The organism is Nocardioides sp. AN3, assembly GCF_054653495.1.
In genome coordinates, this window is sequence record NZ_BAAIGC010000020.1 from 23465 (window position 1) to 40693 (window position 17229).

Here is a 17229-nt window from a genome sequence, read left to right on the forward strand (position 1 = left end):
CTTGAGAACTTCCACGAAAGGCACAGCATGAATTCATCCGAGGTCGCTGAGATGGCTCTCGGCACCCGCTCCCGGGCAGTCGCAGCGGGAATCGACGTCCACGAGTATGACGCGATTGTCGCCGGCATCGAGAAGCTGGACAGCTGGTCCGACGGATTCCGTGACGCTGCTGCGAAACATGCAGCGGCAGGTGTCCGCGCTCGCAACGATGGCCGACTGGTGTCGGCGAGACAGTCCTTCTTGAACGCCGCCGTCTGGTACTACTTCGCCGGCGCTTGGCCCTCACCTCGAGTCTCGACATACAAGGAGGCGGCAGCAGCGCTGAGGGAAGCGCTCGCGCTGGCGGAGCCGATCGCCGAACATGTCGACGGGCCTCGATTCCGCGGAATTCTGAGACTGCCGTTCGTCGACGAGTACACGCCGCTCGTCGTCCTCGTGCCGGGCCTGGACGGAGCGAAGGAGGAGCTGACCACGCTCTCCGATGCGCTCCTCGCTCGCGGTTGTGCGACATTCGCGATGGACGGACCCGGGCAGGGGGAACTGGTGGGGGACGTTCCGCCGACCGCTGACTACGCGGCGGTCGTCACGGAGGCTCTGGACGCGATCGAGGAACGCGCGGGTGGCGCATGGCAGCCAGGCAGCATCGGGATTCTCGGCTGCAGCCTGGGTGGCTTCTACGCCACGGCTTCCCTGGCGCACGATCCGCGTCTGCGTGCCGGTGTCATCGTTAGTGGCTTAGTGAAGGCGCCGCCATTCGAGGATCTGCCACCGCTGATTCAAGGCTTGCTTGCCGTGCGCACCGGCACTATTGACGAGGCTCGACAGTTCGTTGCATCGCTGGACATCACGGAGCGCACACATTCGATCTCTGCTCCCGTTTTCGTCGTCGACGGCGACGCAGACCCGTTGGTCCAAGGCGACTTCACAGGTGCCTGGATCGCCGAGAACGTAGCTGGCGCGCAACGGCACGTGGTCCACGGCGGCGATCATAATGTCGCCAACGCCCGGTGGGAATGGCTGCCTTGTGCTGCCGACTGGCTCTCCGCGACGCTACGCCACGCACCATTCTCGGACGACGACGACGTTGAGGAGAAGTCATGAGCTCATTCGAAGGCACAGTGGCGTTCATCACCGGCGGCGCTCGCGGGCAGGGGCGCGAGGCCGCCGTCGAGTTCGCTCGTCGCGGTGCAGACGTGGCCGTGATCGACATCGCCGCGAATGTGGCGAGTGTGCCGTATGAACTTGCCACAACGGAGGATCTCAAAGAGACCCAGCGACTGGTCGAGGCCGAGGGCCGCGCATGCCTGACCGTCGTCGCCGACGTCCGTGATCAAGCGGCCCTCGACGCGGCCGTCGCCAGCACCATGGACCGATTCGGCCGAATCGACAGTCTGCTCGCCAACGCGGGGATCTACGACTGGTCGGACAAGCCATTTTGGGAGACGTCCGACGACGCATGGTACGACCAGATCGGCATCTGCCTCGAAGGTGTCTGGAGGACGGCAAAGGCTGTCGCACCCCACATGGTTGCTGCACGGAGCGGCGCCATGGTCTTCACGAGTTCCAACGTCGGGCAGGAGGGCGCCCCGTGCAGTGCGCCGTACGTCGCGGCCAAACACGGAGTCGTCGGCTTGATGCGCACGGCGGCACTCGAGCTCGGCCCGTTGGGCGTGCGTGTCAACGCCTTGATGCCGTCGACCACCGACACTCTGATCAACGATCATCCGGCCGGCTGGCGGCGCGCCAGCGGCAAGCCAGACGGGACTCGTGAAGACTACCTGTGGGCGGTTCATCATTGGACTGCGATGCGGAACACCGGGGTTCTCCCGCCGCGAGCTGCCGCCCTCGCGGCCGTATGGCTGTGTTCGGACGAAGCGGCCTTTGTCCATGGCATCCAACTGCCGGTTGATGCCGGTCACCTGATCCTGCCCGGCATGAACCCTGCACCGGTGCGGGAGCCCTAGGTGAACCTGCTGACACGTCTCCGTGCAGTCGAGACCGGTCGACTGCACTTGATCTTGATGCTGAGCCTGACGCTGAGCACCGGCGCTGTCGACGCCGTGGGCTACCTCGCTCTCGACCGCGTCTTCATCGGAAACATGACCGGCAATGTCGTGATCCTTGGGATGGGCATCGCCGGAGCCGGAGGCCTCCCGGTCGTCGGACCGCTGCTGGCGCTGTGCGGCTTCCTCACCGGAGCAGCACTGGGCGGTCGAAGCCTGGGACCGACAGGTGGATCGTGGTCCGGTCCCGTCACGGTGCTGCTGTTGGCCGTTGGCGCCACGACGATCGTGGCCGGCGCCGTGCTCGTGCTGGCTCCCGGTCTGCCGCACGGGGCCATGATCGCCATGTCGACCGGTTTGGCGGTGGCACTCGGCGCGCAGGCAGCCACGGCGCGGCATCTCGCGGTCAAGGACGTCACCACCGTGGTGGTCACTTCGACGCTGACCGGCCTCGCGGCGGACTCCGTGTTCGGCAACCGGTCGGGACCGGTGGTCGGCCGACGGATCCTGGCCGTAGGGCTGATGATGGCAGGCGCCGTCGCGGGCGGCCTCGCCGTGCGCCACGTCCCAGGCGGGGGCCTGGTCGGGGCCGGCGCAATCTGCCTCGCGGTTGCTGCGATCGGGGAAGTCCATACACGCCGGACACGCCGGCGCATCGCACCGGGATCCTCGGCAGAGTGCGTCGGGCCTGTCACAGGCACCCGCACATACGTGTGAAGCCACGCTTTGGCCATGCACCCAGAAGGAGCGTTGTGACCAACGTCGCTGCATTGCTCGAGTCCAGTGCCCAAAGGCATCCCGAGAGAGCGGCAATCGTGCTCGGCGACAGTGCCTTGACCTACAGCCAGATCGACCGCGAAGCGAGCCAGATCGCCAATCTTTTGACGTCCCGCGGGGTGCAGCCCGGTGACAAGGTGGCGCTGTCGTGCCCCAATATCCCGGCGTTCACGATCATCTACTACGCAATCCTCAAGGCCGGGTCGACCGTTGTGCCGCTGAACGTGTTGCTGAGGGCGCGAGAGATCGCCTACCACCTCGACGATGCGGACGCCGTTGCCTACTTCGCCTACGAAGGAACTTCCGAGCTTCCGATCGGCGACGCCGCGGCAGAGGGATTCCGCGCGGTTGACGGGTGTCGGCACTTCTTCCTGATCGAATCGGATCCCACGAAGTCCCCGACCGGAGGTCTGACTGCAACGACGCCACTGCTGTCCGACGCACTCCTGCAGGACCAGTCGCCGGTCTACGATGCGGTCGACCGCAGCGACGACGACACGGCGGTCATCCTCTACACCTCGGGCACAACAGGTCAGCCCAAGGGTGCCGAGTTGCGACACCGCAACATGCGGGACAACGTGAGCGCCATGGCAACCGTCCTCGAGACCGACGTGGCGCGGCCCGACACCTTTTTGTGCGTGCTGCCACTGTTCCACTCCTTCGGACAGACAGTCGTCCAGAACCTTGCCATCTCGCAAGGCGGCGTCATCGTGATGTTGCCGCGCTTTGATGCGGGCACCGCCTTGCGCGCGATGGTCGACAGGTCCGTGACGGTCTTCGCCGGAGTGCCAACGATGTATTGGAACCTTCTCCGCAGTCTCGACGAGGTGATCGATGTCGACAAGCTCCCGAGGAGTCTCCGCGTCGCCATATCGGGCGGCGCCGCCCTTCCAGCGGCGGTTCACCACGAATTCCAGGAGCGGCTCGGTGTCACGATCCTGGAGGGCTACGGCCTGTCGGAAACGTCCCCAGTGGCATCATTCTCGCCGCTTCGCGCACCTGTGCGGCCCGGCTCGATCGGGATCCCCATCCCTGGCGTCGAGATGAGGCTGATCGACGCCAACTGGCGAACGGTGCCCGACCATCCGGACAGCATTGGTGAGATTGCCATCAAGGGACACAATGTCATGAAGGGCTACTACAAACGGCCCGAAGCCACGCGTGAGGCCATCAGTGATGGCTGGTTCCGTTCGGGCGACCTCGCCAAGCGTGACCGTGACGGCTACTACTACGTCGTCGACCGCGCGAAGGACATGATCATCCGTGGCGGATACAACGTCTATCCGCGGGAGGTGGAAGAGGTGCTGATGTCTCACCCGGCGGTCTCGCTCGCCTCGGTCATCGGTGTGCCCGACGAAGCGCTCGGCGAAGAGATCAAGGCCGTGGTCATCAGGTCCCGCGAACAGCCCGACATCTCGGAAGCAGAGCTCATCGCCTGGAGCAGGGAAGAGTTGGCGGCATACAAGTATCCGCGCATCGTCGAGTTCCGCGACACGCTGCCGACCACCGCGACCGGCAAGATCCTCAAGCGCGAGATCTAGGTGGCAAGGCCGGGGTCGGCGGCATGGGCAGGTGCGGCGATGGGTTCCTGGCACTTTGCATCCCGGTCGCACGAAATCGGATGCGGTATATTGCGGCCGTCGGCGGACGGGAGAGTACTGGGAGATCATGAGCCAGAGTGACGATGGTCCCCTGGGGGCCGAGTTTGCTGATGCCTCGATAGGCGACCAGGTGGTGACACGCCTGCAGCGACGGATCCTCGCGGGCGAGATCCCGATCGGAACCTGGCTGCGTCACGGAGCGATCGCCGAAGAGTTCGGCGTCAGCCGCACGCCGGTGCGCGAGGCCCTCCGGATCATGGCCGCACAGGGAATCGTCACCATCGTCCCGAACCGTGGCGCCAGGGTGAACGGTCAATCGGGTCAGGACATCCGCGAGATCGGCGAGGTCCGCGCGGAGCTCGAGGGGATGGCGGCGGCCTTGGCCGCCGCTCGCATGGGTGACGATCAGATCCGCCAGATGAACGACTCGTGGACTTCGTTCCGTGACACGCTGAGGCAAGATAACTCGGCCCAAGCGGAAGCGTGGACTCTGGCCAACGAGAGGTTCCACTCGACGATTGTCGACGCTGCGGGAAACCGTCATCTCGCGGCGACAATACGAGAGCTTAGTCGAAAGCTTCCGCACAACCTCTCGTTCGGCGCCTATGCGGGGAACTCGCGGCTGATTGCTCGCAACCTCGAGGAGCACCAGGCGATCGCAGAGGCCATTATCGCGCAAGACGCTGACCGTGCGCGGCTGGAGATGATCGCCCACATCCGATCCTCCATCGACGCGACGGCCCGCTGGGCCGAGTCGAACGCGGCTCATTCCGGCCGCTAAGCCGTCGCGTCGCACGGAACCCGCTCAATCAGGGAGCATCGCGAGGAATTCCAGCAGGAGCCGATTGATTTCGTCGGGCGCCTGCTGGTGCACCCAGTGGCCCGCGCCGACCACTGTCTCGCGCCGTACCTTCCTGAACGTCTCGGCCATGCGCGTCGCGGGCATGAACCTCGCGACTGCGTCCTGGTCACCAGTGACGAAGAGGGCGGGCAGGGCCGTCGTTCGGTCGGCGAGCGCCCGAGTCATGCGCCAGTTTCGCTCGATGTTGCGATAGTAGTTGAGACCGCCGGAGAACCCGGTGCGGGTGAACGTCTCGACGTAGACGTTCAGTTCCTCCTCGGTGAGCCATGAGGGGCGCACCAGGTGGCCGTCGCCGTCGAACGGGGCGAGATCGGAAAACATGGTCATGAAGGTGCGTCTGACGTCTCCCTCGAGAAAGTGCTCCGCTGGACCGTGCGCCTGGAACCGCAACATGTAGAAGTCTCTGCCCAGCCGTCGTTCCATCACCTCCAAAGGAGAGACGGGTGCCGCCGGCGCGAACGGGACGCTGAGGCCCACGATGCCGCGCACCCGCTCTGGATGGCTGAAAGCCAGTGGCCACACGGAGTTGGCGCCCCAGTCATGTCCGACAACGGCGGCTCGACCGACTTTCAAGGCATCGAGCACTCCGATGAGGTCCTCGCCAATCGTGGCCGCGTCGTAGGTCTCTGTAGCCGGAGGACGATCACTTGCGCCGTATCCGCGCATGTCCGGGACGACGACCTGGTAGCCGGCGCCCACGAGTGCCCCCATTTGATGGCGCCACGACACGGCGAGATCGGGGAACCCGTGAACGAGCAGGACCGACGGCCCGTCGCCCGCAACGTGCACGGACAATTCGATGCCGTTCGATCGGATTCGGATCGGCTCCGGCAACGCCTGTGACCGGCTGATCTCCTCGCCCATCAGCCGATCTCGATGACGGCCTTGCCGCCCAGGCGGCGATCGAGCAACGCCGAGTAGGCAGCGCTGGCTCGCGACCAGTCATCCCGCCAGGCGATTCCCGGGTCGAGCCGCCCCGCGGCAACCTGGGTCCCGAGCCAGGTGAGATCGGATTGGAAGTCAGTGTGAGCTCCGAGGAAGAACGTCACGACCGAACGATCGTGACGTCCTGCGTCCCCGAACATGAGTCCGAAGGGGAAAGTCTCGGGCGCGCCGGCCGAGTGCCCCACGGACACGAGCGTGCCGTGCGGCGCGAGGCGGTCGAAGGCGTCCACCAACTGTTGCCCGCCGACCTGGTCCAAGACCCCGTCCACCTGTCCAGGAGTGTCGGCCGGAGTGCTCACCACATGGGTTGCGCCCAGCGACGTCAGTGACGCGCGATTCCGATCAACGTCACCCGTCGACGCAATGACCTCGGCGCCCGCGAGTGCGGCCAACTGGATGGCATAGCGTCCCACCCCACCGGTCGCACCAGTGATCAGCACCCGCTTGCCGAGAAGGTCTCCTACCCGTCGCAGAGCGCGCAGGGCGCTGAGGCCCGCGACCGGAACCGTGCTGATCGCGCCGAGGTCCGACCCTTCGGGAACGATGCCGATCATTGAGTTCGGGACCGCCCGCAACTCCGCCCAGCCACCGGAAGCGCCAAACGTGACCACCGGGGTCCCGGCCGGTGGGCCGCTCCCGTCCTCCGCCGCACGCTCCACTACCCCGGCCGCGTCTGCGCCGAGGACCGTTCCGTGCGGGAATGGGGGTAGGCCGTTGTCTTGCAGGCCATGAGCGTGCACGACCTCGCCGTAGTTGAGCGATGCGGATCGGATCCGGACCAAGACCTCGTCAGGCTCGGGCCGTGGGTCGTTGACCTCCGCGAGGCTCAGCACGTCAGGACCGTGTCTGTTCACGATGATGGCTCGCATTCTTCTTCCTCCAATTGCATGCAACCTTGTCAGAATGGGATGCTATCAAGGTGAGGTGTGGATGGCGAGGCCGGGTTCGCGGCGTGAGCGACGGCTCGCGGCAGACCCAATGCTTGCGCTGGCGTGTGGACGAGGCGATCGCGTTCGCGTTCGGAGAGGCCACCGGAACCGACTCGCCCACCGCGTCGCCGCTGACCAGGCGCGAGCTGGAGGTAGCCGAGCTCGTCGCGCGGCATGACCAACGGCCGCGTCGACCGTCGGGACCGGCACGTGCATCCGAGCCTGGTCGAACACGCCCGCGGCACGGTCACCCAGGCTCACGGCGACCCTGTCGGCGAGGACGCGCTGCCCGGGCGTGGACAGGACCAGCACCTGCTTCAGGCCGAGTCGGTCGACCTCGTCCGGCACGTGTGCGAGGCTGCCGGGGCCGAAGACGACCCGCATCGGCAGGGCGTCGTACACGAAGTTCACGATGTGCCTCCGTCGGGGACCAGCCTCAGGTCGAAGTGGGCGTGCCGGAACGGCACGGAGACCCCTCGGCGCTCAGCCTCCTCCGCGTCGTAGGACTCGGCGAAGTCGCAGACGAGCGACTCCTTCACGGCGAAGACTGCGTCGCTGTCCAGGTAGGGGCTGTCGGCGACGAACATGTGGGTCGTCACCGGCTGGTGCCCGGGTGCACTCGCGAGGACGTGGACGTGGGCCGGCCGGTAGGGGTGCCGGCCGGTGGCCCGGAGCAGGTGGCCCACGGGCCCGTCCGTCGGGATGGGATAGTGCGAGGGGACCGAGGTTCTCGCCGGCATCCGAGATCCGCATGGGCGCGGCGGGCCTCGGCGGGCTTGACAACACCGTCATCGAGAGCTGGCACTCCACCGTGGAGTTAGAGTTGCGCCCGCCCGAGCACTTCGCCACTCGAACAGGCCAGTCGTCAGGTGGCGACCTGGATCGAGGAGTCCAACCACGACCGGCGCCCCTTTTAGCTCGGAATGTGTTCCCCGATCGCCCGCGAGCTCCCGCTCAACTGGGCGGCATCGGAGCGGGATCTCGAGCAGGATCCGGAGTAGGCCGTATGAGTCCCCACGCATGCGTCCTCGCCGACGTCACGGCCAACGCCTCCGGCTGGCCTACCGCCAGGCTCGACCCCGACTCCGAGCGCAGCCTCGGCGCGGGGAGCGGGGGACGCCAGCGTTCCTGAACCGCACTGCAAGATCAGGTCTCTGCGGTCTCAGGGATTGCGGGACGCGCTCGCCGACCATGAAGAAGGCGGCGGGCACATGGGGGAGATGAGGAGGCCGAGGAGTCTGTTTGTCACGCCGGACGCTGGCCGTCGTCGAAGGTGAGCGCGAAGGGCACAGCCGAGCACCGTCGCCGCTGCCGCCGGCGCGGAGGGACCGCGACCACGGATGCCGCCATGGTCATCGACACGCTGAATATCGCGGGTGTGCCGATGCGTCTCACGTCGCTCGCCCCTCGTGCGACTCAACAACCGCGGACCTGCGCAATGACACCCATGAGCTCTCCACGCCGGGCAAACGACGCACGACCGAAGAGGTGCCACGGCCCTCCGGCCGTCAAGCGCCATGGGCACTACCGGCCCAGGGCACCCTTGTGACGAACAGACATGCAACATTGGCTGGTCGACACGATGCGCGGAGGCAGCGCCAGCCGTCATGGTGAGCGAAGGAAGGTGAAGAGAGGGGCGACCTGTGGACGCGTGTGCGCCATCGTGGCTGAAGAACTACCAGGAGAATGGACGTTCTGGCCTGCGGATTGCTGAGCGGTCTCTCGCTAATGCTTGGGAGAGGCGCGTAGCGCGCTCGCCGCGTGACGTCGCGCTTACCTTCTTCGACCGGCACTGGACTGTTGAGGAAGTAGACGAGTTGGCGGCCGCGCTGGCCGCAGGATTACATGGCCGAGGGGTCGACCGCGGAGACCGCGTGGGCATCCACCTGCAGAATGTCCCGCAGTACGCGGTCATCCTCCTCGCGCTCTGGAAACTTGGCGCGATCGCCGTTCTGCTCAATCCCATGTATCGGGGCGAGGAGCTGAGGCATCTTCTCGGGGACTCGGGGGCTGTGGGGGTGTTCGCCGACGTCGCGACGGGGAAGGCCGTCTCCGCCGCCGGGGGAGACATGGTCTCGTGGGTGATCGAGGTCGACGCGCGCACCTGGCAGACTCGAGACGACGGGAGGATCTTCGGTTCGAGCGCCTCGTCGGACACGCTATGCGCCTTCGACCTGCTCATCGAGGAGCACCGTGGTCAGACATGGCAGTCAAGGGATCTCGATCCTGACGCCCTTGCGATGCTCACCTACACCTCAGGGACCACAGGACCCCCCAAGGGGGCTATGAACACACACGGGAATCTGCTCCATGTGGTCCGTGGGTTTGAAGCCTGGCTGAGTCTCGATCATGATGTGGTCCTGGCTCTGGCCCCGCTGTTCCATATCACCGGGGCGGTTGCCAACGCGGCCTTGGCGTTACTTGGCACGTCGCGGCTTGTCTTTGCACATCGCTTCCAAGCTGAGGTGGTCCGGGACGCGATCAGTGAACACGGCGTGACCTTCGCGCTGGGCTCCATCACGGCTTACAACGCGCTTCTTCAGGTTAGCGAGCCTGAGGATCTGAGGTCCCTTCGTCTGGTCTATTCGGGCGGCGCGCCGATTCCGCCCGCGGTCGTGGAGCGTGCCCGTGAACGATTCGGATTCTATATTCACAACGCCTACGGGATGACCGAGACGTCGTCGGCGGTCGTGGCCGTTCCGCCGGGGATCGACGCCCCGGTGCATCAACCCACGGGAACGCTCTCGATTGGCGTGCCGCTTCCCCACGTGGTTGCCCGGGCTGTCGATCAGAACGGGGTCGAGGTTCCGCGAGACGACGAAGGCGAGCTCGAGCTCTCTGGCCCCCAGATCGTGCCTGGCTACTGGAACAACGCTCAGGCGACCGAAAGCACTATGCCAGGCGGTCGGCTCCGGACCGGTGACGTCGCTGTCATCGACGATGACGGCTGGATCTACTTGGTGGACCGCCTCAAGGACCAGATCAACGTCTCCGGCTACAAGGTGTGGCCGCGCGAGGTCGAGGACGCCCTGAGCGAGCACCCCGCGGTCCTCGAGGTAGCCGTAGTGGGCAAGCCTGACGACTACAGCGGTGAGCGGGTCGAGGCATTCGTGTCGCTGCGCGAGGCTGCCGCCCCGGCCACGGGAGACGAGCTTGCGACCTTCGTCCGCGACAGGCTGGCGGCGTACAAGGTGCCGCGAGTGGTCCACGTGGTCGCTACGCTGCCAAAGACTGAGACTGGCAAGATTCGCCGGGCTGCGCTCAGGTAGCTCGCCGTGCATACCATCGTCCTAGGCGCCCGGGGCCACGTCGGATCAAGCATCGTGCGCCTGGCCCGTGATGAGGGCCTGCAGGTCACCGGGCTGGTTCGCACACGCGCAAGTGCTGCGGCATTGGCGCGCCGCGGTGTAGACGCCGTCGTCCATGACCTTGCTCGCCCGCTGAGCCGAGAGTTCTGGCGCAGTTACGACGCCTTCATTCATGTCGCGGCGACGAATCCGACCATCGACCTGCAGATTGCGCATGCGGTCTGTGCCAACTTGGCTACCGGCCAGCGCTGGATCCATACGACCGGTGTCTGGATGTACGGTTCCACACCGCATCTGTCGGCTAGTGCTCCGTTCAACCCGCCCGTGGTTGCCCGTTGGCGCGTCGACGTCGTTGACCGCCTTCGCACCGATACTGCCCTCGACATCCGCCTGATAGCGCCCGCCGTGGTTCATGGAGGCGGCCGATGCGCGTCACTCGATCGACTTCGTGTGGTAACGACCGACGAGCTCGGACGACCGTGCCTGCAGACGGTCGGCTCAGGCGCGCAGCACTGGCCGACTGTCCACGTAACCGATCTCGCCCGGCTCTACCTGATGGCATGCCGAAGCGACGGGCTGCCACACGAGATGATCGGGGCAAGCTCAGAGAGGGTGACTGTCGCCGATCTGTCGCGGCTGATGAGCGAACGAGCCGGGTACGACGGCCGCATCCGATTCGAGTCGGGCGACGAGGCCGTCGAGCGACTAGGGGCGGTGGGGGAGGCCGCATTGCTGGATCAGATAGCCGAGCCGTCGATGGCTGCGGCGATCGGGTGGGAGCCGACAGGCCCCTCACTTGCGCAGGAGATCCGCGCCGGGGACTTCGACTGGGCTGTAGGCTCGGTGCGGCCGTTCAGGCGGGAGAGGTAATGTGCCCGCGGCGGGTCGCGCTAGACCGCGTGCGGTTATGCTGATCGTCTATGACGCGGAGCCGCAACGGCGCGCCGCCGACAGGCCGTCAACGAATGACGTCCGGTTCGGCGGCGGTCTGGGGTCGGGGCATCCGTACAGCAGAGACCTTCACAGCACGGGCATCGGTACGTATCCGTGAGCCTGCATGTCTCGGAGCCAGTAGCGGAACGTGTCGGTGGTGTCGTAGTAGACGTCGAAGCCGGCCTGCCGGAGCTTCACGGTGCTGAGCAGCTTTGTGCGGGGACTCGCCTGGCCGTAGGCGAAGTAGTAGTCGGCCGCGAAGTGCGCCTCGCCGAGAATCTCGTTGATCGTCGTGCTCCGTAGTCTGTGCCTGTCGACAACGGAGGCCCACGTTTCCCGATGCGCGGGAAGGAACTCGCTCAACGAGATCTCTTCCTCCTCACCGAGGTCGACGCCGAGGACCGCCATCATCTCGGGCCACAGGTCTCGCCACGCGAAGATGTCGCCGTTGGTGATGTTGAAGGTCTCGTTGCCGGCGGCTGGCGTCTGTGCTGCCCACGCGAACGCGTGCGCGAGCAGACGCGAGTCGACCGCCTCCCACACGAACGGAGGCCCTCCCGGGAACCCGCAGGGACGCCCCAACTGCTGGCAGACGGCGGCGTATGCCGCAATGACCGGCACCGGATTCATCGCCACGCCGATCGCGCTGCTGATGACCAGCTGAGGGCGAAAGATGGTGAAGCTGAACGCTCCATCCTCGGCGGCGACGCGCAGGTAGTCCTCCTGCAGCCAGTAGAAGTTCCGATGGTCGTCGCGAGGCAGTGACTCGCGAGCCGGGATCGGGATGTCGTGGAGGTGGCTGCCGTAGGCCTTGGTGCCTTGGAGCAGGGACACGTGCCGCAGCGACCGACTGTCCCGGAGCGGATCGACCAGGTTCTGGAGCATCGCCAGATTCGTCTCCATCTGGTCTTGCTCCTGCCATCCCGCGACGAGACCCGGCTTCTCGAACAGCGCGGCGTACACCAGCGCGTCGATGTGGCCGAGCCCGGTCACCGCACGTCTCGTCTCGTCCCGGTTCCGCAAGTCGACAGCGATGTGCTCGAGGTCGTCCGGAAGCTCCGGGCGACGGCGTGACAGCGTGACGACACGCCAGCCCAATGAGGCGAAGTGACGCGCGCTCGCCATCCCGACAGCGCCGCTGGCGCCAGCCACGAGAGCAATCTTTCGATCAACCATTTCCTTACCTTTCAAACCGGCCGACCGGTCGACAGTAGGAGTATGTGAAGGCTTCGTCAAGGATCGGATGACAGCAACGCCGTGAAGAGACAAGCGTAACTTAATGCAAGATCGGTCTTGCGCGTGACGGCGGTCACGCATTACCTTCACCGAAATACAACCGGCCAGCCGGTCGGAACCATCATCAGATCTCGGCGACACCTGGAGCAGTCATGAAGAAGAGCCCGACCCTGAAGATCTTTGCCCTGGCGACGACTACGGCGCTCGCACTGGCGGGTTGCGGGAGCAGCGCCGGCGCCGGGAGCGATAAGGAGGTCCGGGTGGCCGCCGTCCTCGAGCTGACCGGCCAGTTTGCGGGGTTCGGCCAGCAAGCCAAGGCCGGCATCGAAGCGGCGTTGGCGGAGGCGGGCGGCAGCAGCCACATCTCGGTGAAGTACTACGACTGCGGCGCCGGAGCCGAGGCGTGCGTGAACGCGGCTCGGCACGCGATCACGGCGGACGGTGCCTCGGCCGTCATCGGGCCGATGGTGAGCCTGAACCTCATCCCCACGGAAGCTGTGACGACGCAGTTCTCCGTGCCGCAGCTCATGGTCACGGTCAACAAGAGCCTCACTGACGGCCACCCGAATGTGTTCCGGTTCGGCAACACCGAGATCGCGAACAACGAGGTCCAGGCCAAGCTCATCGCCTCCCGGATCAAGCCCGGGCAGAAGGTCGTGATCATGGCGGCAGCCAACGACTTCGGACAGGAGGCGGCCGCCAACCTGACCGAGCTGCTTAAGACGAAGTACGGGATCTCCGTCGCCGAAAAGATCGACCTGCAGCTCGGCCAGCCGGACTACACGCCCGCACTTCTGCGGGCACGCGCGCAGAAGCCGGCCTTTGTTGCTCTCTACACCCAGCCCGCCGCCGACGTCGCCTCAATCCTGAAGGGTGCGAAAGCCACCGGCCTTGACACCCAGTTCCTGATGGACGCCAACCCCGACGTCGCAAGCGTCGCGGGCGCGGCGTCGAACGGTGTCATCCAGGCAGGCCCGTGGTTCCCCATCAAGGGCGACGCGCAGGACGCGAAGTTCGTCGACCTCGCCAGGAAGTCCGCAGACATTCAACAGCCCTCCTGGGTCACCGCGATGACCCATGACGCGACGGCCGCGCTCAACGAGGTCGTGACCAACGGGGCGACGAAGCCGAAAGCCATCACCACCGCTCTCGGCCAGCTGAATGGTTTCCACGGCATCGCGCAGTCCGAAGGCGACTTCGACTCCGAGCGGACGTACATGCGGATGTGCCAGCTCGCTCAGATTGACAACGGAGACTACGTCGAGGTGCCCGAACAGTGAGCGAGCTTGTTCAGCTCCTTGTCGCCGGCGTGACCGTTGGCATCATCTACGCCACGATCGCTGTGGGCTACGCCACGATCTACTCGGCCACCGGCGTGATCAGCTTCACGCTCGGTGCCCAGGCGATGGTCTCGGGCTATCTGTTCTACGTCGTGCTGGCGCCGTGGCCGCCGCTGCCATCCGCCGTTGCTTCGGTCGCCCTCGGGGCCATCACCTCCCTCGCCCTGTGGATTGTGGTCTTCGAACCGATCTTCCGCAGGGAAGGCGCCATGCCGACCGTGATCGCCTCGTTCGCCGTATCCGTGGTGATGCAGGAGACAGTTCGCATTCTGGCAAGCGCGGACGTCCGTGCCGCGCCGAGTCCGTTCGGGGAGAGCATCCTCCGAATTCGAGGCGTCGCGATCACCGCTCACACTCTGGGCACGATCGCGATGGCCGGAATCCTCCTGGCCGCGGTCGGTCTCGCGTTCCGCAGTCGCCGCGCGCTGCTGGTCAAAGCGATCTTCCAAGATCGCATGATGGCCCAAGCCCTCGGAGTCAAGGACAGCATGATCATCAACCTCATCTTCCTTGTGTCCGGAGCCGCGACCGCCGTCGCGGGCGTTCTACTCGCACCGCTGAGCAGTCTCACGCCCTTCACCGGCGTCTATATCGCACTCGTCGGCTTCGTCGGCGCCACCCTCGGAGGGATCACCGGAGTAGCGGCATCCGCACTCGGAGCGATCCTGCTGGGTGTCGTCCAGTCGCTCTTCGCCGGATACGTCTCAGCCAGCTACACGAACGCGTTGGTCTTCGGTGTCCTGGCGGTGGTGCTCATCCTCAAGCCGTCGGGACTTCTGACCACCCATGAGCGAGCAAGGGTGTGATGGCGATGGAGCGGACCGGGACAGCACGCGGACATCGACTCATCCTTGTCATCTTCGCGCTGCTTCTCCTCCTCCCCAGTGTCCTCTCGCTCGGCGAGGTCTATCTGGCGGCCAGCATCGCGATCAACGTGCTCCTCGCGCTCAGCCTGATGACTGTCATGGGCTACGGGGGCTACTTTTCTCTGGGCCAGGGTGTCGTCTTCGGCATCGGCGCCTACACCGTCGCGATCCTCGGAGACCGCACCGGTTGGGACCTGCTCATCCTGCTTCCCGTTGCCGCAGTCGGCGGCGCAATTGCGGGCGCAGCGATGGCCGTCACGTGCCTGCGCACGACGCACCTCTACCTCGCCATGGTGACGCTCGCCTACTCGTTCGTACTCGGTGACGTCGCCACGAACTGGACGAGCCTCAGCGGCGGTGGCCAGGGAATCATCGTCCTCTCGACGCTGGGCGGAGCGCCGGTCGCCGGGAAGACACTGTACTTCCTTGCCCTCGTCGCGATCGGAGTCACGCTCGGCGTCCTTCTCACCGTTCGCCACAACCGGATCGGACGGGCCCAGGGCCTTACCCGGGCGAGCGAGGTGGCGGGCCGATGCGTCGGCATCAATACGAACCGCCTCATGGTCAACACCTTTGCAGCCAGCGGCGTCGTTGCCGCGATTGCGGGAGGGCTCTACGCCTCCTTCATCGGCCTCGTCGATCCTTCGTCGTTCGACTTCGATCGGACGGTCGCAACGCTCACCATCGTCGTGATCGCCGGCGTACGGTCGCCCTTCACCGTCATGGTCATCGCGCCGGTGCTGCTGTACCTCCAGAACAGCAGCGGCAACGAAGCGCTCGCGAACTGGATCCCGCTGGTCTACGCCTGCCTCGTCATTGTCGTGTTGCGGGTAGCGCCACAGGGAATCGGCGGAATCCGGCTGCGGCTTACGCGCCAACTGACGGCCTGGTCCGTCAGATCCCCCGAGGGAATGCAAGGAGTGCGTCATGACCGATCTCCTTGTCGCAACCGGCCTGAAACGAAGCTACGGCGGCGTGCACGCGGTGCGTGATGTCTCCCTCCGATGGCGGTCGGGCGCCATCCACGGACTCATGGGTCCTAACGGCGCGGGCAAGTCGACCGTGCTGAACCTGATCACAGGCTTGAGCAGGCCCGAGGCCGGAACGGTCCAGTTCCAAGGAACTGACGTCACTGGACGCAAGCCCTGGCAGATCGCCAGAGCTGGTGTGAGCCGGACCTTCCAGACATCGATCCTGGACGACGAGGCCACGGTGCTCGACAACGTGGCGGTCGGCGCCCATTCGGGACACCGCTACGGGCCGCCGTGGGGCCTTCTCCCATCCCGCCGCAGCTCCCGCATCGACCGGGAGGTTCTGGCACAGTCGCGAGCGGCGTTGACGCGATTGGGTCTGGCGGAGGCGGCCAACCGACCGGCCAAACAGCTCTCGTACGGCGAGCGCCGACTCGTCGAGGTGGCTCGCGCGAGCGTGGCATCGCCGAAGCTCCTCCTGCTCGACGAGCCTGCCGCCGGGCTGCCGCACAGCGAGGCGATCGAGCTCGGCCGCACCCTGCAGCGGCTCGTCGGCGAGACAGGGATGACAGTCGTACTGATCGAGCACAACGTCCGGATGGTCGTCGACATCTGCGACGAGATCACGGTTCTTGTCGAAGGTGCCGTCATCGAGTCCGGCTCGCCGAGCGCCGTCCTCGCCTCCAGAGCGGTCATCGAGTCGTACATGGGAACCAAGCGCACCGAGGGGTGGAGCCGTGCTTGAGGTCAGGAACCTGTCTGTCGGCTACCCACGTCCGGCCATGGTCCGGAATGTGAGCCTTGAGCTCGAGCTCGGAGAGAAGGTCGCTCTCGTCGGTGCGAACGGCGCCGGTAAGTCGACCACCCTTCGAGGAGTGTTTTGTCTCGCAAACCGGATCGCCGGCGCGGTCTATGTCGAGGGACACCAAGTAGTCCCACGGCCCCAGGCGCTCGTGGACGTGGGGGTGGCCTACGTGCCGGAAGGGCGCCACGTCTTCGGGCAGCTCACCGTCGAAGAGAACTTGGCCGTCGCAGCGCTCGCCTCACCGCGAACACGATCACGCGTCGGCGAGGTCCTCGAGCGCGTCTTCGACTCCTCCGAGCTACTGGCCTCGATGAGGAACCGGCGTGCCGGCGCCCTCAGCGGCGGCCAGCAGCAGCTGCTGGCGATCTGGCGCGCACTGTCGCAGGAACCTCGCTATCTCCTGGTCGACGAGCCGTCCTTGGGACTCTCGCCAGTGGCCGTGGACAGCGTCTATGAGCAGCTGGACCACCTTGTGTCCCGAGGTGTTGCTCTGCTTCTCGTCGAGCAGAACGTGGAGCTCGCACTGTCCTTGTGCAGTCGTGCGTACGTGCTGCAAGCCGGGGAGATCGCGGCCAGCGGCCAAACGTCTGACCTGGCCAACACGGCACTCGTCAGGGAGCTCTACTTCGGTGCAGCCTGACCCACCCGAACGT

At 65.8% G+C, this 17229-nt stretch carries 17 protein-coding genes; 12 read left to right on the forward strand and 5 right to left on the reverse strand.

Going from position 1 to position 17229, the window contains the following annotated elements:
- The first annotated feature begins 51 nt into the window (after positions 1-51).
- The 5 genes from ACYQ1K_RS19200 (at position 52) to ACYQ1K_RS19220 (ending at position 5162) form a co-directional block, all read left to right on the forward strand.
- Positions 52-1101: an alpha/beta hydrolase gene (locus tag ACYQ1K_RS19200; protein ID WP_459984867.1), complete on the forward strand. Its 1050-nt coding sequence runs from the start codon at positions 52-54 to the stop codon at positions 1099-1101.
- Positions 1098-1964 (forward strand): mycofactocin-coupled SDR family oxidoreductase, encoded by an 867-nt coding sequence (locus tag ACYQ1K_RS19205; protein ID WP_459984868.1) that lies wholly within the window; start codon positions 1098-1100, stop codon positions 1962-1964. The genes ACYQ1K_RS19200 and ACYQ1K_RS19205 overlap by 4 nt, the downstream gene beginning before the upstream one ends.
- A complete protein-coding gene (locus ACYQ1K_RS19210) occupies positions 1965-2720 on the forward strand; it encodes a YoaK family protein (RefSeq protein WP_459984869.1) in 756 nt (251 codons plus the stop codon).
- Between the two features lie 35 nt (positions 2721-2755).
- Positions 2756-4321 carry a long-chain-fatty-acid--CoA ligase gene (locus tag ACYQ1K_RS19215; protein WP_459984870.1) on the forward strand — a complete coding sequence of 522 codons (1566 nt, stop codon included), beginning with the start codon at positions 2756-2758 and terminating at the stop codon, positions 4319-4321.
- Between the two features lie 127 nt (positions 4322-4448).
- Entirely contained in the window at positions 4449-5162 is a 714-nt protein-coding gene (locus tag ACYQ1K_RS19220; protein WP_459984871.1) for a GntR family transcriptional regulator, read from the forward strand.
- 24 nt (positions 5163-5186) lie between these two features.
- Here the strand turns inward: ACYQ1K_RS19220 and ACYQ1K_RS19225 are convergent, their stop codons facing one another.
- From ACYQ1K_RS19225 to ACYQ1K_RS19240, 4 genes are read right to left on the reverse strand one after another with little or no spacing between them, the layout of a single operon-like run.
- Positions 5187-6107: an alpha/beta fold hydrolase gene (locus tag ACYQ1K_RS19225; protein ID WP_459984872.1), complete on the reverse strand. Its 921-nt coding sequence runs from the start codon at positions 6105-6107 to the stop codon at positions 5187-5189.
- Complete coding sequence (locus tag ACYQ1K_RS19230; protein ID WP_459984873.1) at positions 6107-7057, reverse strand: zinc-binding dehydrogenase; 951 nt, start codon at positions 7055-7057, stop codon at positions 6107-6109. Before ACYQ1K_RS19230 ends, ACYQ1K_RS19225 begins: the two co-directional genes overlap by 1 nt.
- Positions 7058-7102: 45 nt before the next feature.
- Complete coding sequence (locus tag ACYQ1K_RS19235) at positions 7103-7501, reverse strand: iron-containing alcohol dehydrogenase (RefSeq protein WP_459984932.1); 399 nt, start codon at positions 7499-7501, stop codon at positions 7103-7105.
- 23 nt (positions 7502-7524) lie between these two features.
- A complete protein-coding gene (locus ACYQ1K_RS19240) occupies positions 7525-7857 on the reverse strand; it encodes a dioxygenase family protein (protein ID WP_459984874.1) in 333 nt (110 codons plus the stop codon).
- A gap of 903 nt (positions 7858-8760) precedes the next feature.
- Between ACYQ1K_RS19240 and ACYQ1K_RS19245 the strand changes: the two genes are divergently transcribed.
- Both ACYQ1K_RS19245 and ACYQ1K_RS19250 read left to right on the forward strand, forming a co-directional pair.
- Positions 8761-10386, forward strand: coding sequence for a class I adenylate-forming enzyme family protein (locus ACYQ1K_RS19245; RefSeq protein ID WP_459984875.1), 1626 nt, complete (start codon positions 8761-8763; stop codon positions 10384-10386).
- A 6-nt stretch (positions 10387-10392) separates the two neighbouring features.
- Positions 10393-11295, forward strand: coding sequence for an NAD-dependent epimerase/dehydratase family protein (locus ACYQ1K_RS19250; protein WP_459984876.1), 903 nt, complete (start codon positions 10393-10395; stop codon positions 11293-11295).
- Between the two features lie 150 nt (positions 11296-11445).
- On the opposite strand, the gene ACYQ1K_RS19255 is transcribed toward ACYQ1K_RS19250, so the two are convergent.
- A complete protein-coding gene (locus ACYQ1K_RS19255; RefSeq protein WP_459984877.1) occupies positions 11446-12534 on the reverse strand; it encodes an SDR family oxidoreductase in 1089 nt (362 codons plus the stop codon).
- A gap of 212 nt (positions 12535-12746) precedes the next feature.
- Between ACYQ1K_RS19255 and ACYQ1K_RS19260 the strand changes: the two genes are divergently transcribed.
- From ACYQ1K_RS19260 to ACYQ1K_RS19280, 5 genes are read left to right on the forward strand one after another with little or no spacing between them, the layout of a single operon-like run.
- Positions 12747-13874 carry an ABC transporter substrate-binding protein gene (locus ACYQ1K_RS19260; protein ID WP_459984878.1) on the forward strand — a complete coding sequence of 376 codons (1128 nt, stop codon included), beginning with the start codon at positions 12747-12749 and terminating at the stop codon, positions 13872-13874.
- Positions 13871-14740 carry a branched-chain amino acid ABC transporter permease gene (locus ACYQ1K_RS19265; RefSeq protein WP_459984879.1) on the forward strand — a complete coding sequence of 290 codons (870 nt, stop codon included), beginning with the start codon at positions 13871-13873 and terminating at the stop codon, positions 14738-14740. The genes ACYQ1K_RS19260 and ACYQ1K_RS19265 overlap by 4 nt, the downstream gene beginning before the upstream one ends.
- Before the next feature lie 5 nt (positions 14741-14745).
- The gene (locus ACYQ1K_RS19270; protein ID WP_459984880.1) at positions 14746-15792 is read left to right on the forward strand and encodes a branched-chain amino acid ABC transporter permease; all 1047 of its coding nucleotides are present in this window, start codon (positions 14746-14748) and stop codon (positions 15790-15792) included.
- Positions 15728-16516 carry an ABC transporter ATP-binding protein gene (locus ACYQ1K_RS19275; RefSeq protein ID WP_459984881.1) on the forward strand — a complete coding sequence of 263 codons (789 nt, stop codon included), beginning with the start codon at positions 15728-15730 and terminating at the stop codon, positions 16514-16516. The genes ACYQ1K_RS19270 and ACYQ1K_RS19275 overlap by 65 nt, the downstream gene beginning before the upstream one ends.
- Before the next feature lie 49 nt (positions 16517-16565).
- Positions 16566-17216: an ABC transporter ATP-binding protein gene (locus ACYQ1K_RS19280; protein WP_459984882.1), complete on the forward strand. Its 651-nt coding sequence runs from the start codon at positions 16566-16568 to the stop codon at positions 17214-17216.
- The last annotated feature ends 13 nt before the right edge of the window (positions 17217-17229 follow it).